The organism is Phenylobacterium deserti (genome assembly GCF_003254705.1).
Taxonomy (GTDB): domain Bacteria; phylum Pseudomonadota; class Alphaproteobacteria; order Caulobacterales; family Caulobacteraceae; genus Phenylobacterium; species Phenylobacterium deserti.
This window is the reverse complement of record NZ_QFYR01000003.1, coordinates 127,682-146,600: the sequence shown is the minus strand read 5'-3', so window position 1 is coordinate 146,600 and position 18,919 is coordinate 127,682. Positions and strand designations below refer to the sequence as shown.

The 18,919-nt window shown below is 66.8% G+C and carries 25 protein-coding genes; 1 reads left to right on the top strand and 24 read right to left on the bottom strand.

Going from position 1 to position 18,919, the window contains the following annotated elements; translation table 11 throughout:
- Positions 1-14: 14 nt before the first annotated feature.
- From DJ018_RS13400 to DJ018_RS13395, 3 genes are read right to left on the bottom strand one after another with little or no spacing between them, the layout of a single operon-like run.
- Positions 15-1,118, bottom strand: a complete 1,104-nt coding sequence (locus DJ018_RS13400; RefSeq protein WP_111515470.1) for a hypothetical protein — start codon at positions 1,116-1,118, stop codon at positions 15-17.
- Positions 1,118-1,264 (bottom strand): hypothetical protein, encoded by a 147-nt coding sequence (locus DJ018_RS19225; RefSeq protein ID WP_165842921.1) that lies wholly within the window; start codon positions 1,262-1,264, stop codon positions 1,118-1,120. Before DJ018_RS19225 ends, DJ018_RS13400 begins: the two co-directional genes overlap by 1 nt.
- A complete protein-coding gene (locus DJ018_RS13395; protein ID WP_111515469.1) occupies positions 1,261-1,623 on the bottom strand; it encodes a hypothetical protein in 363 nt (120 codons plus the stop codon). Before DJ018_RS13395 ends, DJ018_RS19225 begins: the two co-directional genes overlap by 4 nt.
- A gap of 54 nt (positions 1,624-1,677) precedes the next feature.
- On the opposite strand from DJ018_RS13395, the gene DJ018_RS13390 reads away from it, so the two are divergent.
- Positions 1,678-2,421: an O-methyltransferase gene (locus tag DJ018_RS13390; RefSeq protein WP_111515468.1), complete on the top strand. Its 744-nt coding sequence runs from the start codon at positions 1,678-1,680 to the stop codon at positions 2,419-2,421.
- On the opposite strand, the gene DJ018_RS13385 is transcribed toward DJ018_RS13390, so the two are convergent.
- From DJ018_RS13385 to DJ018_RS13285, 21 genes are all read right to left on the bottom strand, one after another.
- Positions 2,409-3,476, bottom strand: a complete 1,068-nt coding sequence (locus DJ018_RS13385; protein WP_111515467.1) for a hypothetical protein — start codon at positions 3,474-3,476, stop codon at positions 2,409-2,411. The two genes, DJ018_RS13390 and DJ018_RS13385, sit on opposite strands and share 13 nt — an antisense overlap.
- A 120-nt stretch (positions 3,477-3,596) precedes the next feature.
- Complete coding sequence (locus DJ018_RS13380) at positions 3,597-5,126, bottom strand: hypothetical protein (protein ID WP_111515466.1); 1,530 nt, start codon at positions 5,124-5,126, stop codon at positions 3,597-3,599.
- Positions 5,127-5,792 carry a hypothetical protein gene (locus DJ018_RS13375; protein WP_111515465.1) on the bottom strand — a complete coding sequence of 222 codons (666 nt, stop codon included), beginning with the start codon at positions 5,790-5,792 and terminating at the stop codon, positions 5,127-5,129.
- Positions 5,792-6,604 carry a hypothetical protein gene (locus tag DJ018_RS13370; protein ID WP_111515464.1) on the bottom strand — a complete coding sequence of 271 codons (813 nt, stop codon included), beginning with the start codon at positions 6,602-6,604 and terminating at the stop codon, positions 5,792-5,794. Before DJ018_RS13370 ends, DJ018_RS13375 begins: the two co-directional genes overlap by 1 nt.
- Entirely contained in the window at positions 6,604-7,707 is a 1,104-nt protein-coding gene (locus tag DJ018_RS13365) for a hypothetical protein (RefSeq protein WP_111515463.1), read from the bottom strand. The genes DJ018_RS13370 and DJ018_RS13365 overlap by 1 nt, the downstream gene beginning before the upstream one ends.
- A gap of 29 nt (positions 7,708-7,736) precedes the next feature.
- Positions 7,737-7,988, bottom strand: coding sequence for a hypothetical protein (locus tag DJ018_RS13360; RefSeq protein WP_111515462.1), 252 nt, complete (start codon positions 7,986-7,988; stop codon positions 7,737-7,739).
- Positions 7,985-9,391, bottom strand: a complete 1,407-nt coding sequence (locus DJ018_RS13355) for a hypothetical protein (RefSeq protein ID WP_133254297.1) — start codon at positions 9,389-9,391, stop codon at positions 7,985-7,987. Before DJ018_RS13355 ends, DJ018_RS13360 begins: the two co-directional genes overlap by 4 nt.
- Positions 9,391-9,888, bottom strand: a complete 498-nt coding sequence (locus DJ018_RS13350) for a hypothetical protein (RefSeq protein ID WP_133254296.1) — start codon at positions 9,886-9,888, stop codon at positions 9,391-9,393. The genes DJ018_RS13355 and DJ018_RS13350 overlap by 1 nt, the downstream gene beginning before the upstream one ends.
- Before the next feature lie 36 nt (positions 9,889-9,924).
- Complete coding sequence (locus tag DJ018_RS13345; RefSeq protein ID WP_111515459.1) at positions 9,925-10,368, bottom strand: hypothetical protein; 444 nt, start codon at positions 10,366-10,368, stop codon at positions 9,925-9,927.
- Positions 10,369-10,569: 201 nt separating this feature from the next.
- Positions 10,570-11,682, bottom strand: coding sequence for an acyltransferase family protein (locus DJ018_RS13340; protein WP_111515458.1), 1,113 nt, complete (start codon positions 11,680-11,682; stop codon positions 10,570-10,572).
- Between the two features lie 4 nt (positions 11,683-11,686).
- A complete protein-coding gene (locus DJ018_RS13335) occupies positions 11,687-13,396 on the bottom strand; it encodes a right-handed parallel beta-helix repeat-containing protein (protein WP_111515457.1) in 1,710 nt (569 codons plus the stop codon).
- The gene (locus tag DJ018_RS13330; protein WP_111515456.1) at positions 13,396-14,157 is read right to left on the bottom strand and encodes a hypothetical protein; all 762 of its coding nucleotides are present in this window, start codon (positions 14,155-14,157) and stop codon (positions 13,396-13,398) included. The genes DJ018_RS13335 and DJ018_RS13330 overlap by 1 nt, the downstream gene beginning before the upstream one ends.
- Positions 14,154-14,462: a hypothetical protein gene (locus DJ018_RS13325; RefSeq protein WP_133254295.1), complete on the bottom strand. Its 309-nt coding sequence runs from the start codon at positions 14,460-14,462 to the stop codon at positions 14,154-14,156. The genes DJ018_RS13330 and DJ018_RS13325 overlap by 4 nt, the downstream gene beginning before the upstream one ends.
- 11 nt (positions 14,463-14,473) lie before the next feature.
- A complete protein-coding gene (locus DJ018_RS13320) occupies positions 14,474-15,151 on the bottom strand; it encodes a phage adaptor protein (protein WP_111515454.1) in 678 nt (225 codons plus the stop codon).
- Positions 15,152-15,382 carry a hypothetical protein gene (locus tag DJ018_RS13315; protein WP_111515453.1) on the bottom strand — a complete coding sequence of 77 codons (231 nt, stop codon included), beginning with the start codon at positions 15,380-15,382 and terminating at the stop codon, positions 15,152-15,154. It lies immediately after the preceding gene.
- Between the two features lie 70 nt (positions 15,383-15,452).
- Positions 15,453-16,349: a hypothetical protein gene (locus tag DJ018_RS13310; protein ID WP_111515452.1), complete on the bottom strand. Its 897-nt coding sequence runs from the start codon at positions 16,347-16,349 to the stop codon at positions 15,453-15,455.
- A gap of 14 nt (positions 16,350-16,363) precedes the next feature.
- Positions 16,364-16,945, bottom strand: a complete 582-nt coding sequence (locus tag DJ018_RS13305) for a hypothetical protein (protein WP_111515451.1) — start codon at positions 16,943-16,945, stop codon at positions 16,364-16,366.
- Between the two features lie 12 nt (positions 16,946-16,957).
- Entirely contained in the window at positions 16,958-17,410 is a 453-nt protein-coding gene (locus tag DJ018_RS13300; RefSeq protein WP_111515450.1) for a hypothetical protein, read from the bottom strand.
- Positions 17,410-18,237 carry a hypothetical protein gene (locus tag DJ018_RS13295; protein WP_111515449.1) on the bottom strand — a complete coding sequence of 276 codons (828 nt, stop codon included), beginning with the start codon at positions 18,235-18,237 and terminating at the stop codon, positions 17,410-17,412. Before DJ018_RS13295 ends, DJ018_RS13300 begins: the two co-directional genes overlap by 1 nt.
- 38 nt (positions 18,238-18,275) lie before the next feature.
- On the bottom strand, positions 18,276-18,542 hold the full coding sequence (locus DJ018_RS13290) for a DUF2829 domain-containing protein (protein ID WP_111515448.1): 267 nt from the start codon (positions 18,540-18,542) through the stop codon (positions 18,276-18,278).
- Positions 18,539-18,892, bottom strand: a complete 354-nt coding sequence (locus tag DJ018_RS13285) for a co-chaperone GroES (protein WP_165842920.1) — start codon at positions 18,890-18,892, stop codon at positions 18,539-18,541. Before DJ018_RS13285 ends, DJ018_RS13290 begins: the two co-directional genes overlap by 4 nt.
- Positions 18,893-18,919 lie beyond the last annotated feature (27 nt).

Genomic DNA, 18,919 nt, shown 5'->3' with positions numbered 1-18,919 from the left:
GCAATGTGAGTGGGTTAGGCGACGCGCTTAATGTCAGCGCCGTCGTCGGAGTAGATCGCCCGCAGGCGCTCCAGCGAGCGGAAGGACAGGTCCAGGATCTCGCCGTCCTGCACCCACATATCGACCACGCCGTAGCTCCAGCCGGTGGGCGAGTGCTGGGCGTAGTGCTCCACCTCGCCCGGGGGCAGAGCGCAGCCGGCCTGCACGACGGTGATCTTGTCGATGAGCCCCAGCTTGGCCGCGTTGTGGACTTCGAACGAGTGGGTGTGGCCGTGGACCAGCGGAGCTGTTAGAAGGGCTCCCGCGCGGTGCGTGGCGGTCTTTCCCCCCATCGGCTTGCCCATGCCGTTGAACGGCGCGTGGGTGAAGCCGACGCCCGACAGCGTCAGGATCTCGCCGAACCCGTACTCGCGCCAGCCGAACTGGGCCAGGGTCTCGAGGTACTGCTGGGTCAGCGCGCCTTGGGTCTCGGGGTTGTTGTTCTCGTAGAGCCAGAGGCGATGGTTGTGGTTGCCCCGCAGCTTGTGTTTGCGCGGCTTGTAGTCCTTCGCCCTGCCCCGCTCCTCCGCCTGACACATCTCGATCTGATGGTCCAAGTCGGCGCGGATGGTGGGCTTCACCTTGCCGGCGATCGTGTCGTTGCGGTCCCAGCGGGAGCAGCTGTCCAGCGTCAGGTCGTCGCCCAGGTCCACGACATCGTCCGGCCGCACGTCCGACAGGAAGCGCCAGATGATGGTGTCCCACTCCAGCCGGTGCGGGTGACGGGGGCAGCGGTGACGGTCTGGGATCGCCACGATGTGCCGGAGCTGGCCTGCGCGGGCCATCTCCACTGGAGGCGGGGCCGGGATCAGCTTGTAGGTGGCGTGGGGCTGCTGGTAGCGCGGCGGGGTCCACAGCCCCCAGTCCGGCTCGAAGTCGCCCGCGAGGCTGTTGGCGCAGGAGACGAACGCCTGCTCCGTCCTGAACTCACCGGCGGCGACAGCTTCAGCCGCTGCGGTGCGGATGGCGCCCAAGTCCTTGCCGGCCGTGCCGGGCGGCCGGAAGCCCTGCGCCAGCTTCGCCTCGATGCGCTGCTTGACTGCCAGCTTTTGCGCGTCGGTCCTCGCGGGTGTGGGCATCAGCCCTCCTCTGCGTCAGCGCCGTCGAACACGGCGGGATCGGGTTCGGCCTCATGGCCGGCGTAGGGTCGGTTGATCTTGCGGTTCCAGGCGCGGCGCTTGCGCACGTAGGCGCGCTGGAGCTTGTCGGCTTCTTCTAGGGTCACGTGTTCGGCCCCTGCCCGGTGATCTGCAGTATCCAGGACTTGAGCCCGAGGAGGATCAGCGTGCCGGCCGCGGTGATCGCCGCGAGAGCCCCGCGCATCATGTTCCGCTCAGCCATCAGGGAGGCGACGTTCGCGCTCGTGCGGCGCAACTCGCCAACGATGCCCGTACCCGACTTGCCATCGTCACTCTCCGCGCCCAGCTTCTCGCTGATCAGCCGAAGCGAGGCCTCGATCGCCATGTCGCGGTTCGCGGCTGAGTGCCGATCGGACTGCTGCTGAACCTGCATGGCGTGCATGCAGTCGTGGAGGTGGCGAGCCCAAGCGGGCGCGCGCCCAAGGTCGGGGCGTTCGTCGGCCATTCAGAGTTGTCTTTCAGGCTGGAGGCGCGCTCTAGGCGTTGCTAGACTCGCCGGATGAGGCAGGTTTGGACGAGCAACCACGAGGGCGTGATCGGCGGAGTGCCGTTCCGCTTCACGACCGACTACGCAGAGAAGACGAGCCCGGCGGAGATCATCGCGCTCAAGCCCAAGGTGTTCGTGGACCGCTACCGGGACATGTTCCCGGCGCCGAAGCGGATCGTGGAACTCGGCATCTTCGAAGGCGGCTCAGCGATCCTGTTCGCCGACATGTATCCAGACGCCGAGATCGTCGCGATCGACTGGCTGCAGGACGGAAACCCGGCCATCGCCCAGCACATCGAGCGGCTGGGCCTATCCGACCGCGTCCATCTGCACTGGGGCGTCTCGCAGGATGACGCCGAGGCCCTGCCCCGCATCCTCCGGGAGGCGTTCGGGGACGAGACCATTGACCTCGTGATTGACGACGCCTCGCACCAGTACGGCTTCACCACCCGCGCCTTCGACATCCTCTATCCGCGGCTCGCCAAGGGCGGCCACTACGTGATCGAGGACTGGGGTTGGGCGCATTGGCCAGGCTACACGGTCCCGGAGCCCCTGGCGTCGGACGACAAGCCTCTATCCGCGATGATCGTGGAACTGGTGCTCGCCACGGCCTCGCTTCCGGGCAAGCACTTCATGAAACAGATCCGAGGCGCGCAGGCCATCGTCGAGAAGCTGGATGACCTGCCGCCCTTCAGCGAGATCGTCCACACGAACCAGCCCTTCCGCTGGACTGGATACGAGCGTCAGCCGTACTGACCACCCGTCGCGGTGGAGCCGGCCGCGTTGCCCGGCAGGTACGTGGCCGACGCGCCTTCCGTGTAGATCACGCCGTTCAGGGTCGCCGTGTAGCGCGGCCCCGTCGCCGAGCCTACGAAGGTCATCAGGCGGCAGGTGATCACGCCGGTCTGCGTGGCATTGGCGAAGGCCGTCCCAAAGGCCGGCGTTCCGGTGATGGTGACGGTCCGCTCGTCCACCCGGATCAGTCCGTTGGCGTCGGCGCGGATATGAGACTGTCCGCCGCCGCTGATGCTGTAGTTGCCGACCGCAGCGATGGTGCCGCCGTACTGGCACAGCAAGTGCGCGTTGTGGGTGCCGAAGTCGAGGTCGCTGAACTCGATGTAGCCGCGCGAGCTGATGCCGAAGGAGGTCGCCCCGCCCGTCAGCTTCATCCCGCTGACCCGCGCCCGCGAGCCCGAGAACGTGGCGATGGTGGCCAGCCCAGCGCCAGCGAAGGACATCACCACGTTGGCGGGCGTCGAGACGTTGCCGCGGATCATCAGGTTCTGCGGGTCCTTCTGGCCCGTGCAGATTGGGATGATGAAGCGGTCGGCGTAGGTGCCGTCCGCGATCTGAACAGTCACCGTGAAGCCGTTGAAATCCAGGCGTTCTGTGGCGTCCAGCGCGCGCTGAACCGTGAGGAACGGTGAGCCATCCGTCAGGCCGTCGTTGGACACGTCCGAGCCCGTGGTGGCGACGTAGTAGGTGCGGTTCGCAGTCAGACGCTCGCGGGTGTTCGGCGAGGCCCCGACGAACGGCACATCGACGAAGGTCTGGATCGTCACACCGTCCGCGTCCTTCAGGGTCACGTCGCAAAGCGTGTTCTCGTCGGCGAAGAACTGGCGGAACCAGCCCGACGCATCCGAGGCGTCCGTGCCCGTGGTCGGGTTGCTGGCGGGGATAGCCAGGTCCGCGTCCCGGTAGATGTTGGCCGGCGTGGTGGTCCCCGCCCGGTAGAAGGTCAGGGTGGCGCCGCTCAGCGGTTGGCCGTTGCTGTCCAGGGCTCGGAAGCGGGGGTTGTAGAACAGGCCCATGCTTGCCTCATGCGAAAAGCCCAAGCCTTTCGAGCTTGGGTGTGCTAAGATCGATGTTCGATGACGCTCTCGACGGCCTTAGCCATCTTCATCAGCGGAGCGCTGCGCGAGGCGTGGCCTTCAGTCGTTTCCGCTGTTCGCCGACGCAACCGCCGCCGCGCCCGCCGGGCCCTTCAGGCGCCGGGCAAAACGAGCGGCCTTGCGGGCCTGCTTGGGACGCGGCGCGATCTTTAGGTTCTGCGCGGCGCGATCCACCTCATAGCCCCACCCCTCGACCGCCCCCTTGATGTTGGCGAAGAGGTTGCCGGACTGCAGGTGAGCCGCCGTGCCTGAGCCGTTCGGCGCACGCGCTGGCACAACCGCCCTGGCGTCACGCGTGAACCGCTGCATGAAGGCTTCCCCGCGCGCCGAGGCGTCCTTGTTCTTGGAGAAGTCCCCGCGTCGCGTCGCCTGACGCATCTGGGCGGTCGTGGCCAAGCCCTCGTCCGTCCGTCCTGCCGCGTCCGCAGCGATGCGGTAGCCGCGGTAGGCGCTGTTCACCCGCTGAAGTTCGGGAGCGTACTTCGGGTTCTGCGCCACCATCGCGCCGGTCAGCTCGTCATCGACGGCCTTCAGCGCCTCGCCAAGCATCTGCTCGTTCGTGTTCTGAGAGCGGGAGAACTTGCCCGCCAGGCGGCGGATCTCGCCTTGGGCGCGCTTCAGGTTCTGTCCGGCGAGTTGGCCGTTGCCAAGTTCGTTGCTGACGATCTGCCGGAGTTGTTTCTGCTCGGCTGGCTTCAGGTTGCGCGCTGCGCCCGCGATGTTCTGCGCGAACTGCTGCCCGTTGAGTTGCACCGCCAGGTTCGGAATGACGCGGTCGTAGGCGCGTTGGATCTCGCCCTTGGCGTAACTGATGGCGTCAAACCCGGGCTTGGTGCTGGCAGGCAGCTTCACGCCCAGTGGCTTCAGGGCCTCGTTCACCCAGGCGGTGTTGACCGTCTCGTGGGTCCGCTGACGGCCGGCGGCGATGCGGTCGCCAACGCCGGGACGGCTCATGGCCTTGTCCTCGCGGACCATGGCCTTGCCGCCTTTGATCATGCCGGGCGTAAGTTCGACGCCCGCCTGCTGTAGGCGGCGGACGGCGGGAGCCACCTTCGGGCGGATCACGTCCGCCACAGCGTCCATGGCTTTGCCGCCCAGATAGTTCAGGCCTGCGCCCATGGCCGCATCAGCCGCGACGCCGCCCGGAGTACGGCTGTCCGTCAGCAGCGCGCCCTGCCCCGCGCCAACGGCGAAGGGGTTGCGGGTCGCCATCATGACTGGCGCCGTTCCGATGATCTCTCCGACCACCTGACCGGCAAAGCCGGGCTTGCGGGGCGCGTTGGCGAAGGCCTGGGCGCGCTGATCCGTGGCCTGAGCCGCAGAGGGCATGCCGAAGAGGTTGTTGATCTTATCTGTCGGGATGCCGACGCGCTTGGCCCCGGCCTCCAGCGCCATGGCGGCGTTGTCCAGCGGCTTCGTGGCGCCCTTGTAGACGCCGAGGCCGAACGAAGCCTTGCGGTTGTCGGGACCGCCGTACTCCCGGCGCATCACGGCGATAATCTGCTCGTCCGACATCCCATCAGGAAAGCGGACGATTGAGCCGTCAGGGGCGCGGATATCCTGAGGCATCTAGTCGAACCCTCCCGTCTTGGGGTTGTAGGTGCGGACGCGGCCTTGGCCGCCAGCTTCCGGCGCACCAGGGGAGCTAGCGGGGCGTTGAGTGGTGTTGACCCCCCACGTCGGAACGTCGGGGTACGGCAGCGGCAGCCCGCGCGCCTTTGCAGCGCCGTTGAGCATCATGGCGCGTGTGCGGGCTTTCTTCTGAAGGGTGGCCGGACTGTCGCCCAGCTCAGGCAGCGCCGCCTTGATCTGCCGCTGAGCTTCACTCGGCGAAACCGCCGCGCCGCTCATGATTGGCATCAACTGCGCCTCGAAGGCTTTCGAGGCCTGCGTGTAGTCCTGGTAGTCCTGGCCGCCCACCGCCTTGGCCGCTGGATCAAAGGGCGACCAGCGGACGGACTGCCCGCCAGCGCCCGACGTGAACGGGATCGGGATGTCCACGCTGTCGAGGACCGCCGCGCCCCAGTCCCGATTCAGGGGGTTCACGCCACCCTTCTCCGCCGACGCCATGTCCTGCTGCGCCTGCATCATGGGCGCCATGCCGATGTCCATGCGGCTGCGCATGGAGGCTTCCATCGGCTGCTGCTTGCCGAGCGGCACCCAGCGCCCGCCTTGGCGGACAACGCGCTGGCCGGTCCGCTTGTCTGTGCCGGTTTTGCCTTCCAACGGGTCCATTACGGGTCGATCTCCACGTCGTCGTCAGCGATGACAGTCGAGCCCACACCGGGCGTGCCGTAGCCGCCGGCAGCAGCGCGGGCGTTGTGGGCGGCCCAGCCCCGCTGAGCGTTGGATTGGGCGACCCCGAGTTGGCCGCGCGAGACGGCCTCAGTGGCGCGGTTGTGGCGCCGGGTCTCACCGAACCGCTCGCGCTCCAGGCCGAACTGATCCTGCTTCAGGCCGAAGTTCCGGTCTTCGTTGCCCTGCTCGACCATCTCCTTGACCCCAAGCGCTTCAGCGACGTGCTGGTCGATGACGCCGGGCTGGCTGAAGTCGAGGTTCAGGTCCTCCGGCTTGTAGCCATAGCGCTGCGAGAGGGAGGGGGCGATCTGCGCCCAGCGCTGCGCAGCCTGGTCGGGCGGGAGGTCCCGCAGCGGGTAGAGGGCGGCGGCAAGGACGCCCATCTGCTCTTTGACCTGCTCGCGCTGCTCCTTGCCCATCTGCCGGATGGTGGAGGCTAGGTCGTACTCGCCGCCCGCCACCGCGACTTGCTGGGCGCCGGCGTAATCGTTCTGCCCGATGCGACCCGCCACGTCGGCCTGCACCGCGCGCTGGCGCTCCAGTTCGCGACGCTCATGGATGGCGTTTGCGCCCCGGATGTCGCCCGCCTGCATTAGGATCTGTTCGGCCTGCGCGGGATCGGTCGCGAAGATGTTGTAGGCCTTGTCCCGCATCCCCTTCTGGCGCATGGCCGCGCCGACTTCCCGGCCCTCGACGTACTGCGCGAAGGGGTTGGTTTGGTTGAGCGCGCCCCAGTTGATCTCAGCCATCAGAAGAGGCCTCCAGCCTTCGAGCCCTGGTACATGCCGTAGGCTTGCAGCCCCGCGCCGAAGAGGTTGTTGAGGTTGTTCGCGTTGGCGATGGCGGCGTTGCCGATGTTGGCCGCCGCCTGGTTGTTGTTCGACATGGTGTTGTTGGCGAAGATGTTGCCCGCGTTCGCCTGCCCCGCCGCCGCGCTCTGCCCCATGTTCGTGAGGTTGAAGAGGTTGGCGATACCCTGCTGCTTCTGGTCCGCCTGGAAGCCGCGGTCGGTGTTGAAGTTGCTGTTCAGGTTCGCGCGGTCGCCAGCGAACACGTTGTACTGGAAGGCCCGGTTGGCGTTGGACTGGTTGGCGTTGCCCTGCCAGGTCGCAAACTGCCGCTGGAAGGCGTTCTGCGTCTCCTGGGAGGCGAGCCCGGAAGCGCGGTCCATGATGCCCTTCACGGCCCCGCCGGACTTCAGCAGGCCGCGCGCCGCATAGCCCGTGTTCGCCGCACGCAGCGCCTCGTCGTAGCGGAACTTGTAGCCCGGATCTTCGGCGATCCGGCTGGCGTCGAACTGGAACGGGTCAACCGTGCCGGGATCCTGCCACACCGGTTGGTCGGGCCGCTCGGCAGTGATCAGGTCGGTGGGCGTCTGGGCGGCCGGGGCAGCGCTGGGCGCGCCCGCCGGCTGGGCGGTCGGCTGAGCCTGCGCAGACGGCAGTTGGCGGCCCTCGTTCTGACCATAGGTCTGGTAGTGGAACTGGCCAAACTCTTCCTTGCTCATGCCCTGAGCGCGATGGTCGGAGGCGTAGGCCTGGGCGAGGTCCGGGTTCGCATCCACGTAGGAAGCGTAAGGGGCCTGGGGCGCAGCGGAGACCGTAGCGCCACCACCCTGCCCGCCACCGAGCCCAAGGGCACGCTGCAGCTCGGGCAGAGCCGCGTAGCCCGCCTGGGCATACGGCTGCAGATCCGCGCGCGTCTGCTGATAGGCCTCGCGGCTCACCTGGGCGTTGCGATCCGCCGCGTCACGCGCAGCGTCAGCCGCCTTGCTGGTCGCCCGGCTGCTGATGGCGGCTGAGCCAAGGCCCGCCACACCGGCGATAGCCGCCGCGATCAAGGGAAAGGGCATGGAGACTCCTCGGTGATCGGGGTTGGGCCTCAAGCCCAGACTTTGAACATCTCAAGCGTGAAGCGGCCGTCCGGCGCGGCGATGCGGCCTTGCGGGAGCGGCTGCTTGGTCGGAAAGGCGCGCGGCCAAAGCCGGCGGAACTCATCGGTCGCCTGCCCCGCCTCATGGCAGCGAAGCGCGGGCTGAAGCGGCTGCGTCGCGCCCTTGGCTCTCCAGCGGGCGAACAGCAGCGGCGTTGCGAAGCCGTCAGGCGTGAACATCTCGGAGAGCGCGTCGCTCACGGCACGTTCGCCTTGATCGCCCGGATCACCCGGCCCACGGGGTCCGAGATGCGGAACTCCAGGATGCGGCCGATGTGCGCCGGGACGGTGCCGAGTGCGTTCCACTTCGGCATCGGCTTGTTGACGCCCGTGGCGCCCAAAGGCCGCTCACGCCAGCCGCTGAAGCTCTTGCCCTCGTTGTCCGACCAGCGCATCTGCACGATCGGCTCGGAGCCCTGCCCGGTCCGCGGCGCATCGCCCAGGTCGCAGACCAGCACGAGGTTGGCCATCGCCTGCGGCTCATCGGCCCCGACCACCAGGGCGGACCAGCCCATCGGAACGGCGTCCGCTCCGTCCATGCGCCGACCGTCCTCGAGGTGGTACATCTGAGCCGTGGTCGCATCGCAGGCCAACACGTCGCTGCCGACGTTGCAGCCGAGCTGAGCGCGCCAGTACGGCAGGCCCAGGCTGTCGAAGGTCACCCAGCGGTCGCCCAGCTCCTGAAGGTCGTAGACCCACGTGGCCGCGTTGCCGATGCGGAGCACGTAGAACCGATGGCCCGGGATCGCGAAGCTCCAGGCCACCAGCTCGTCGGACGGCACGCTGGCGATCAGCTCGGCTAACCCCGGCGTGGAGATGATCTTGACCCCGCCGCCGTCCCAGCGACGGACGTTGCTCTGGTTGTCCACCCAGATCAGCGCGCCTGCGCAGTTCACGGCGCTGGTCCGCGAGCGGCAACCGAAGTCGAAGTTGAGCCCGCCATAGGGCGTGATCGGGTTCGCGCCGTCACCCGAGAGGGCGAACACCTGGAACGTGGTGGTGCCCAGCATGGCGATCTGCTCGCCGCGGGCTCGCACCGCAACCAGCGGGTCGGGGGCGTACTCGGCGGAGGCGAAGTCCAGCGGCTCCCACGTCGCGCCACCCGGCACGAGGTAGTAGAACATGTCCGTGCCGGCCTGCACGGCGACGAAGTACCCGGCGATGTAGTCCACCGAAGACGCGCCCCCGGCCGGGAAGCTGCTGTCCAGCGTGACAGCCCCGCTCACCGCCTTGTAGAGCGCGGTACCGGTGGCGATGTAGGCCACGGAGTTCAGATCCGCGTCCTGCCCCAACGCGATGTCCACCAAGCTGTCGCCGGGGATCGCCGCGCCCGTGAACGGGGTCGCCTGCCCTTCGGCCGTGACCGTCAGCAGCGTGCGGCGCGAGAGCAGAACCGCCGAGCCGTCGAAGAGCCCGTCCTTCTGGGCGATCCCCCGCAGTGGGCCTTGGCCGATCTTGGCCAGCGGCGAGAGGCCCGGACGCACCCGCAGCTGGTTCTTCGCGCCGGCCGGCGTGGCGACCTGCTCGGTGTAGAGGTTGCGGGCCACAAGGGTCGGATCGCCCGTGCGCTCGTAGGCGCCCAGAACGATGCTGAGTTCCGGCATCAGGGCCACCCCTCGGAAAGGTCGATGTCGTTCAGCGCCTGGCGCGTGGGGCAGTCCCGCACCGCGTCCTTGAGCCGCCAGAAGTTGGCCTGAGCCGCGTTGGCCTGGTCGAAGAGCACCCACAGCCGCGCGAGAGCGTCCCCGTAGGTGATCCGGTACATGCGGTTGGAGGTGCAGCGGATGCCCGGGGCCGGGATCAACTCCCCCTCAAGCCCTGCGTCCCGCGTCGCGAAGCACGCGATCTGCAGGCTGATCCAGTTCGTGCGGTCCGTGTCGTGGCGGCACTGGAGCGTCTCCGGTTCCGGCTCGCCCTCAAACGGAGCCGTGGGAAAGCCCTTGGCCAGGTACTCGGCGTATGCGGCGTTGACCTCCGCCAGCTTGCGCCGGCGGAAGGCTTCGAAGGGCTGCGGCATGGTTATGGCTCCGCACCAGCAGTCTCTGGGGAACTGGTCGAAGTGCCAGTCGCAGTCGGGGTGGTGGTCGAGGACAGAGGTCATCGCGGAACCTCCGCAAGCTTCTTGCGGGCGAGCCGCCTAGCGCTTGCGGAAGATGTTCTCAGTCTGCACGGCCGGCGGGTTGACCGGACCTTGCGCGAAGATGTTCCGCGTCTTCCAGGGCGCGTCCCACCAGAGCCCATGCCCTAGCCCCGGCTCGTGCGTGCCGCCGCGGGCGTGGCCCATGCCGTGCTCGAACAGGCGCTTCTGCTCAGCCTTGGACGGGTACTTCGGCACCAGCACCACGTCGTTGACGATGTCGTAGCACTCCCGGTAGCGGCCATCGGCGCTGACGGTGAGCTTCAATCCCAGCGCCGTGCTCGCGTTGGCGAAGGCCGCGCGGCAGAGGGCGTCGATCTGTTCAGGCGGGACCAGCTTGACCTGCGTCTTGCCGGTGATTGTCGGGCCGGTCGCATACGGCTCCGGCGGGAGAGCCGCGATCCGGTCCAAGCCAAGCGCATGCCGCTTCATGGTCGCAGGCATCGGGCCTCCCACCACTCTTGTACCAGCCCGACCAATCGGCTACGGCGCATCAGCGATGGGGGTCACGGATGCTGAAGCCGCTTAGACCACTGATCCGCTTGCTTTGCCGCCACCGGTTCCGGGCCAGTACAAGCTGGCCAGGCGTGAAGGTCTGCGTGCGCTGCGGCGCTCGCAAGGCGGGCGACCTCTAAGTTGTCTCTACTACACCCCTGCGGGCGCGGTCGTCACAGCTGCGCTAGTCGGCGCGGGTCGCTGGCTGTTCACACGCGGCGCTACCCGGTCACGAAGCCATAGCGAGGGGCGCTCAACGAGCCGGGTCACGGCGTAAGCAACCCCCACAGCAGCGGCATACCGGACGCAGACCAGGGCCGGCGCGGGGATCGCAATATGCGTCGCCGCAGCTAGCTTATCGACGACGCCTTTGGCCGCGATATGCCAAACGTAGAGGGCATAGCTGTAGACGCCCAGGAACGCCAAACCCCGGGCAGGCCACCGCGCCCAACGCTCCACGCCGGAGCGATAGGTCAGAAGCAGGATGGCGGCGGCCCAGATCGCAGTGACGGAATAGCCGATGGTCGATCCGACAACGCTGCTCTTGGGCCACGCGATCAGGAAGGCCGTTCCAGCGGCTGCGAGCGCAGCGTGGACCCTCTTCTTGGAAACAAGGCGATCGAAGGTCGCTGGCCAACGCACCGCCACCACGGCCAGCAGCACGCCCAGAGAAAGTCCGTCCAGCCGATATTGCGTCTGCCACTGAAGCGCATGCGCGCCCGCGCCAAGCGCTGCGCCGATAACCCTCAAGACAGGGGACGCGACACAGATACCGATCAGCGCCCACGCCATGATCCGCAAGTCACCACGAAGGCGCGCTGCCAGGATCGGCAGAAGCAGGCCAACCGCGAGGTAGAAGTGCTCCTCAACCGAGAGCGACCAAAGCTGGTTGACAGCGCCTTCGGGGGCGTAGTTGCGGACGTGGAGGGCCGCAGGAAGCAGCTCCGCCCACGAACGGTCCGATAGGACAAGCATCGCAAGCAGGAACGTGTAGAGCACCGGCCATAGCTTGAAGGCGCGGCGAATGAAGAACCTCCCTGCGGAGAACCGGCCCGTTGCGAGGCTCTCGGCCAGGATGAGGCGCCCGACCAGGAACCCGCTGAGCACGAAGAAAAGATCGACGCCTGCCCAGCCGAACATGCGACCCGGTGCGAGAAGCACATCAATGGGCAGTGAGCCCGTCACTTCGTTGAAGTGCCAACCGACCGCGAGCAGGATGGCAAAACCCCTCACAACATCGAGATCGACCTCGCGCGCGGACAATTCGCTACCCCCGAATGTAACACCCCCGCAATTCTACCTCTACCGTAGCAAGCGCGCCAGAGTTGTCTGTGTCGCTCGTGACCGGCGAGAGGATCCCGCCCGGGTTCTGCAGACCTACATTCACGGAGCCGGCGATGTAGTTGAATGCGCTCGTGACATTTAGCGTCGTGCCGTCCCAGCTGACTTCTGAGAACCGACGCTCCGCCACATCGACGCTCGAGCCCTGTTGCCTGATTACAGCACGGGCCTCAGTGAAGTCGGCCCGATCGCTGCCGAACAGCCGCATCATAGCCCCGGCCACCACCCCGCCCGCTGTGGGGATGACCCCCCGGTACACGAACGTTGGGTCGTAGGTCACGACTGGCGATCCCGACGCCGACTTACTTACGGAGGTGGCGCAGTCCACAAAGGTGTGGCGCAGCGACGTGGCGCGCTCTCCAAGCAAGCCGACTGAGCACGAGACGCTCGTGTTGTCCCGGAAACTGCGCCCGCCGTAGACGAGGCGAAAGCCGGTCGTGCAATTCACGGCCTGGTTTCCCGACCGCTCGACATAAGCCTCCGGCGTAACGCCATCTTCCATCCCGACCGGGAAGCCCTCCAGGAGGTTGCCTCGGATAACGCTCTTGTCGAGGGATGACGTGATGGCGGACCAGACCACTTGGAGACCGATGTGGGTTGTGCCCAGGCCGGTGTACTTAAAAGTGTTGTCGCATATGAGGGCGCGCTTGGGGGTGTGGTGAGCCCCACCAATGTTGTTCTCCAAGACGAAGATGCCGTTGCCCGACACCGTGCCGCTGTTGCCCTGGATCAACAGCCCATCGATCGCTTCTTCGATGTGGATAGCGTCCTGGAAGTCGCCGTTGATCGTGTTGTGGACGATCTTGCAGTTAGAGCCCGTGGCGATGGCGATGCCGAGGCGCGCCGCGCCAGGCACGCGCAGCGGTGAGTCCACCGTGTTGCCGTCAATCAAGACATCATCGAGCAGGCCCGCGGGGCTGTTGATGCTGATGTCTTCCGACCAGTTTGCGTAGGCGTGGCAGCCGGCAATCCTGATCCTGGATTGTGCGCCAGTCGCGGCGTTGCTCTTCAGGAACGGGAACTTGAAGCCGGTCAGATCGCATTCGGTGACGCTGAGCCCCGCTTGCGATCCGGTTTCGCGGAACTTGATGCCTTGGGCGCTGCGCGTGAAGTTGACCCCATCGCCCGCCAACGTCGTCTGGCCGCTCAGGGTGCAGCGATGGAATGACAGCTCGTCCAGGCGCCAGTCGATCAGGACGCCTGTGGTCCCGCTTGCCGGCACAAGATGCAGCGTCAGGTCTTCGAAGCGTACGCCCACTCCCGTTTGGAGCAGGGCCGACTGCCCGTTCGTGGTGGTCTCCAGACGCAGGATCGTCTTCCCGGCCCCCTGCCCCCGAAGCGTCAGCCCGGCTGGCAAAGACAAGGCTTGACCCGACCCAAGAACGATCCTCGTCGTCCCCGCGGGCAGATCACGCGTCGTATTGGCGGCGTCAGCGAGGAACGCTGTCCAGGCGGCGCGATCGTTGGTCGAGCCGTCCGCTCTGACGCTCGTCGGCCAAAGCGCCACCCCGATGCCGGCTTGAGCGGCCTTCTCGGCGAACACCTCATCGCTTACGTTGCTCAGATCGCGCCGGGCTGCGGCGCTCGCGCTGACAACGACGGGCCCACCCGTTCCGGTGACCACAACATCGACCATCAGCGCCTCGCACCAAGATAGGCGTACAGCATCGCAGCTTGCTCAGTCGTGAGCGCACCCGTCATGAGGGCAATGCTCAGACCGCCCTGGTAGAAGTTGGCCGCCGTGGCGGCGTTTGCGCTTGCGCCGATGCGTGCCCGCGCAACCACAGTTGCGGGAACAACAGCCGCAGCCGCTGCTGAAGTTCCATCGACCTCAAGGCGACACTCCGTGCTGGTGATCACCATGCGCGCAATACGACGGCCGCTAAAATCCACGATCGGGGAGTCGGGGAACACGCGCGTGGCCCCATTACCGATTGCCGCCGTAAGTCGGTTCAGGCCGCTCGGCGTGATCCGGTAGATTTCGCGCGTGTCGTTGGTGCCCGAACCATAAGAGAATATCCGCCGGCCGGTCGCGTCAGACCCCGGCGCAGTCTGGTCAACAAGCGCCCACACCTCGCAAGGCGCAGCGCCGGCAGGAAGGGGGATCGCGCCCGCTTCCAAGAACTGCTGAACGCCGTCGAAGGTGATGCCCGGCCGATTGTTGAAGCTCGTGGCGCTGTATGTCGGGCGAGCGGCAGGCGTGGTCTGTGCCATCTCGTAGCCGGCCACCACGTCCCGCCACGAGGACACCGCCCCGCCTGACTGCGTGATCAGGTCGCTCCGCTCAGCGTCCCACATGGCAAGCAGGGACGAGCCGAGCGCGGCAGGTGTCCACAGCGCGTCAGCCGACAGGCTGCCACGAACGCTCCCGGTGATGCCGCCGCGGAGATCCGTCACTGGCTGATCCGATAGCTCGCGGTGCCAGAGGTGTAGGCGCTGCAATTCAGTCGGTAGAGAACGCCAGCGCTGGGCTCATCCACAATGAAGGAGGTGGGCGCTGTGAAGCTGGCATCGCTGAGGTCCGGCTTCGAGCAGACGACCCAGTTCTGGCCGCCATCGAAGCTGCGCTCTAGCTTCACCGTCGCAATGAAGGTGCCGTAAAGGGCGACGTTGAAACGCCCCTCCCCCATGCGGCGGACCACAGGTTGGAACGTCGCGGATTGCCCGGTCGCGGTAAACGACCCGGTGACAGGCGTAGCCATAGACAGGGCTCCTAGGCGGTCTGGAAGTAGATGGAGCCGCTCTCGTCCCCGAAGGTCTTGAGGCGGGCGTAAAGAGTGGCGGCGCGCTCCTCGACCGCCTTGGCCGAAGCCGGGTCGGTCATGAGCGACTTGAAGGGCGTGATCAGGCGCGCGGCGAGGCACATGTAGACGGTCTCAAGCCACTCCTGCGGCACGTCGATGTTCTGGCCGAGGTCCGTGACGTCTTCGATGATGCGCGCGCCGTCGGCGAGGATCGTGGTCTCCGCGGTCGGCACAGGCCAGAGGCTCACCGAGAGCGTGTCGCGGGTCTTCTTGACCACGTAGCTGTTCGGCACGCCCGTCGCGGCCTTGTTCGGCAGCTGCGCGTACTCGTCAGCGTCGAACCGCTCCAGGGGCGTCTCAATGCCCGAGATGCTGCGGCGGACATTTTCGAGGTCGAGGTAGTTGGTGTCCAGGGTGGCCGTGGCCGTGTCAGCCGGCCAGGTGATCGAGACGTCCTCGATGCGCCACCCGTTCGTCAGGCCGTCCGCCTGCCAGGTCTTCAGCATCCAGTTGAGGCGCGTCATCGCGCGCTCAGCAACGGTCGCGTCCAGCGTGTCGCCCATGGCGAGGATGCCAAGCTCTTCGCAGGCGAGGTCGATCACCTCGCGGACGGTAAGCGTGCTGCTGGTCGTGCCGGACGTCGCCATTCAGAGATCCTCCGGCTGCAAATCGTTGTCGCCCACGAAAACCGGCGCGGGCTCTGGGCGCGCGTCGCGCACCGGCATGCCTTCCGGGTAGATGCGAGGCGGGTCGAGGTGGACAGGGCGCGGGTCGTAGCACTCGGCGCAGACCATGAGCCCGTCCCACTCCTTGCGGAGCTGGTGGTGTTTGCGCTGGAAGCCGCAGCGGTCGCAGATTGCGTTGGCGTCACGGGACATCAGCGCCTCCGCGGAAAGAGTGGAGGACGCAGCCGAAGCCGCGCCCTCCGAGTTCGCTCAGGGGAGCTTGTTAGGCGCCGGCGTTGCCGAAGATGGCGCGCCAGTCACCCGAGCCGACGGCGAAGCGCATGGTGGCCTTCGCCTTGGCGTTGGACGTGTCGAAGTCCTTGTCCTTCTCCAGGGTCACCTTGCGGCGCCACATGGACTTCAGACCTTCGGGGGCGTTGGTCTGCAGGAACCAGGCGTCGGTGTCCGTCAGGCGCGTCATCTCAACGACTTCCGGGATCTTGCCGAGGGCCTTGATCGCGTTGATGTCGTTGTTGTTGGTGCCGACGCGCAGCTGGGACTCCAGGATGCGGGTGACGTTGTAGATCTCGTCGGGGTGAACGACGAGACGCTTCACCTGCAGGCTGATAGCCAGGCCACGGCTGTTCTTCGCGCGACGCACGGTCTTCAGGCCATCTTCCAGGGCGGTTTCCGACACGTCGGCCGCCGACAGGAGGTTGGACTGAGTGCCCGAGCGGGTCGGGTGCGAAGCCGAGAAGAGCGGCACGCCATCGCCGCCGTTCGCCGCGAAACCCGTGTTCAGGTAGTTCGCGTGAACGACTTCGGCGGTCGAGCGCATGGAGAAGGCCAGGCCGCGCGCACGGCGCTCGGAGACTTCCTTGTACAGGTTGTCTTCAAGCTCTTCCTCGGTAACGATGTAGCCGAGGCCGTAGACGACGTGCGTCAGGCGCGACTTGTAGCCCTCGCCGTCGGTGTCGTAGCTGATGGAGCCACCTTCCGACTTCTGCGGGGCGAGGCCAAAGCCGGTCGTTTCGACCAGCTCTTCGTAGGCCTTGTCCGAGGTGTCTTGTTCGAACACCTGGGACCATTCGGCCGGCAGCTCGTCGTAGGACTTGCCGAACCATGCCTTCACGCCGGGCCAAAGCGCCGACGGGTGGGCGGAACGCGTGATCGTGCTCATGTTGTCCGGCCCCCTTAGACGCCAGTGGAGCCGGCAGCGCCGGTCTCAGTCGGGGTGTTGAAGCGAACCAGCACCTTGGCGTTGGCGCCCACCTCGTTGTCCGCGCGCTGGACGAAGCCAAGGATGCGCAGCTGCAGGGTGGCGGTCGTGGCCTTGGTGGAGGTGTCGAGCTGGAAGCCCGAGAGCTTGGTTGCGGTCGAGCCCGAGCCGGCGATCATGTCGGCGTTCAGGCCGATGTCCACAGCGGCGAGAGCGCCACCGACGGCATCTTCCTGGACTTCGCAGATCAGGTCCGGGTCGTCGGCCACCAGCACGTAGGCGGCGGTCGAAGCGGCGCGGTAGCCGTTCGTGCGGATGGTCGGATCGGGGTCGAAGCCAACCACCACGCCGGTCACGCGGCCGGCAGTGCCAGCGGTGGCGCGGGTGACGGAAGCAACGCCAGTGGTGTCGCCGTCGCCAGCGATGACGACCGGGTCGCCGATGAAGAGGGCCGTGGCGTCAGAAGCCGGCACATAGTACCGGTTGATCTGACCCGAGTACGAGCCCCCACGAGCGCCGACCGGCTTGAAGCCGGTGGCGATGTTGGTGTTCGCCATGTGAATGGGTCCCTAGGGCGTGAAGCCCGATGTGATGGAGTTGCCGTCGGGGACGTACGAGACGTCGGCCGGACGGTCGTCTTGCGGGTCGTTCGACGCCTTGCGCACCATCGCCTGCTCCTGCTCACGCAGGGCTTGGCCCTTGGCTCTCTGGTCTTCTTCCCAGAACTCTTTGCGCTTCTTGACGAGAACGAGATTGAGTTGATTGCCGGCTTTGTCGGCGTGGTCCGGGATGGGCTCGACGCCATCCACCCGGTCCCAGTCATCCCGCACGGTGAGCTGGTGCATGCGCTTCGGCCGATCGAGCACCCAGCGGAACACGTGGTCGGGATTGGCGGCCTGCACTTCATCCGGGATCGTCAGGGCGAACTCGTCCATGCGGTCGATGGTGCCGGGCTGACGACGGCGGCGCTGGGCCTGGTTCTCTTCTGCCCGGCTCACACGGGCGCGCTGTTCGTTCGCCATCAGGCGTTCTCCTCGAAATAGATCTTCGCGTAGTCGGCGAGGCTTCCGATCCGGCCTCGGCGAACGAAGTCCTCCCCCGCCTTGCGGGCTTCGGGGGGAAGGTCGGCGACACCCTTCTCTTTCGGGGTGGGCCGTGCGGAGCGGGTCTGCGGAGCGCTGACCAGCGGGGCGCGGGGTTGCGGGCGCGGCTCGGGCTTCGGCTCCGCGCTCGCAAAGTGTTCCGGGAAGCGCTTGCGAACCGCGGCCTCGATGAGGCGGCACTGCTCGTCAATCGGCTTGCCCTTGTGGATCTCGCCTAGGCTGGCGGCGTAGGCGGTGGCTTCCTCGTCCGCCCCGAACCAGCTGTTGCGGGTCTTGAAGTCGGCCAGCGGGTCGTCAGCGGGTTCGACCGAAGTGGCGCGCTGCAGCGCCTGGGACGCCTCGTACGCGCCCTCCTCGTCCCCGGCCGCCACAGCGTCTCGGAACTGTTGTTCCAGCGCAGCGCGCTCTTCGGCGATGGCCCGCTCAGCGATCCTCGCCGAGGTGCGGGACAGGCGATCGACCGTGTCCTTCAGTCCGCGAACGTCTTTCGACAGGGTGCGGTTAATCTCGACCGTCGTCTTCAGGAAGGTCTTGGCGTCCTTCCATTGCTCCGGGTCGCCGCGCCAGTGGTCCTTCGGAGCCCAGCCCATCTCGCGGGCAAGCTCTTCGACCTCGGAAGGCGTTTGCGCACTTTCAGGCGGGGTGACTGCGCCTTCGACGTGCTGTTCAGCGCCGCTCTCTACGGGCGCAAGCTCTTCTGCCTCCGCGCCTTCCGGCGGGAGGTTGTCTTCGGCTTCATCAGCCATGCAATCCTCGTGGATGTGTGGCCCTCAGGCCGGGTTCGTCAGGCCAGGACCCAGTCGTCGGCCAGGATGTCAGTCTGCGAGGCGACCCACGGCACGACGTCGGCCTGTGCGGTCACCATGGCGATGTAGGCGCGATACGGGACCATCTCGCCGAAGCGACCACGAGCAGCCGGCGTTTGGGCGGCGTAGCTGTTCTCCGGCACGTAGTAGATCCACATGCCCTTGCCGTTCCAACCCTCGCGGCTGACCTTCCGGCCTTCCTTCAGCAGGGCGATGGCGGTTCCGAAGCTGAAGGGCGTCTTCATGCGTCGAGCACCACGGCGCCGACGTCCTTGTCCTTGCACAGGCGGTACGTCTTGCCGTCGCGGCCCTCGATGAGAGTGCCGGCGTAGCGCCCGTACCAGACCACGTCGCCGACCTGCGGCTTACGGGCGGTCTCGGGCCAGTTGTCGTAGTTGAAGGCCAGCGGCGAAGCGGCGACGATTCGGCCGCGCGTCTGCGCCAGCTCGTCCGTCTCCTTCACCTGCTCCGGCAGGAACAGGCCGCCCTTGGTCTTCTCCTCGATCACCTCCGGAATGATCAGGATGTTGTATTCCGTGGGCGCGAGGCCCGGGTCGCACTCAGTCAGTGCGGGGATCTTGGCCGTGGAGTTCACAGAACCTCTCGTAGGTTGTCTCAGCGA

Coding starts and splice junctions, on each gene's coding strand:
- DJ018_RS13400 (WP_111515470.1), bottom strand. CDS start 1,118: ATGCCCACACCCGCGAGGACCGACGCGCAAAAGCTGGCAGTCAAGCAG.
- DJ018_RS13395 (WP_111515469.1), bottom strand. CDS start 1,623: ATGGCCGACGAACGCCCCGACCTTGGGCGCGCGCCCGCTTGGGCTCGC.
- DJ018_RS13390 (WP_111515468.1), top strand. CDS start 1,678: ATGAGGCAGGTTTGGACGAGCAACCACGAGGGCGTGATCGGCGGAGTG.
- DJ018_RS13385 (WP_111515467.1), bottom strand. CDS start 3,476: ATGGGCCTGTTCTACAACCCCCGCTTCCGAGCCCTGGACAGCAACGGC.
- DJ018_RS13380 (WP_111515466.1), bottom strand. CDS start 5,126: ATGCCTCAGGATATCCGCGCCCCTGACGGCTCAATCGTCCGCTTTCCT.
- DJ018_RS13375 (WP_111515465.1), bottom strand. CDS start 5,792: ATGGACCCGTTGGAAGGCAAAACCGGCACAGACAAGCGGACCGGCCAG.
- DJ018_RS13370 (WP_111515464.1), bottom strand. CDS start 6,604: ATGGCTGAGATCAACTGGGGCGCGCTCAACCAAACCAACCCCTTCGCG.
- DJ018_RS13365 (WP_111515463.1), bottom strand. CDS start 7,707: ATGCCCTTTCCCTTGATCGCGGCGGCTATCGCCGGTGTGGCGGGCCTT.
- DJ018_RS13355 (WP_133254297.1), bottom strand. CDS start 9,391: ATGCCGGAACTCAGCATCGTTCTGGGCGCCTACGAGCGCACGGGCGAT.
- DJ018_RS13350 (WP_133254296.1), bottom strand. CDS start 9,888: ATGACCTCTGTCCTCGACCACCACCCCGACTGCGACTGGCACTTCGAC.
- DJ018_RS13345 (WP_111515459.1), bottom strand. CDS start 10,368: ATGCCTGCGACCATGAAGCGGCATGCGCTTGGCTTGGACCGGATCGCG.
- DJ018_RS13335 (WP_111515457.1), bottom strand. CDS start 13,396: ATGGTCGATGTTGTGGTCACCGGAACGGGTGGGCCCGTCGTTGTCAGC.
- DJ018_RS13325 (WP_133254295.1), bottom strand. CDS start 14,462: ATGGCTACGCCTGTCACCGGGTCGTTTACCGCGACCGGGCAATCCGCG.
- DJ018_RS13320 (WP_111515454.1), bottom strand. CDS start 15,151: ATGGCGACGTCCGGCACGACCAGCAGCACGCTTACCGTCCGCGAGGTG.
- DJ018_RS13315 (WP_111515453.1), bottom strand. CDS start 15,382: ATGTCCCGTGACGCCAACGCAATCTGCGACCGCTGCGGCTTCCAGCGC.
- DJ018_RS13310 (WP_111515452.1), bottom strand. CDS start 16,349: ATGAGCACGATCACGCGTTCCGCCCACCCGTCGGCGCTTTGGCCCGGC.
- DJ018_RS13305 (WP_111515451.1), bottom strand. CDS start 16,945: ATGGCGAACACCAACATCGCCACCGGCTTCAAGCCGGTCGGCGCTCGT.
- DJ018_RS13300 (WP_111515450.1), bottom strand. CDS start 17,410: ATGGCGAACGAACAGCGCGCCCGTGTGAGCCGGGCAGAAGAGAACCAG.
- DJ018_RS13295 (WP_111515449.1), bottom strand. CDS start 18,237: ATGGCTGATGAAGCCGAAGACAACCTCCCGCCGGAAGGCGCGGAGGCA.
- DJ018_RS13290 (WP_111515448.1), bottom strand. CDS start 18,542: ATGAAGACGCCCTTCAGCTTCGGAACCGCCATCGCCCTGCTGAAGGAA.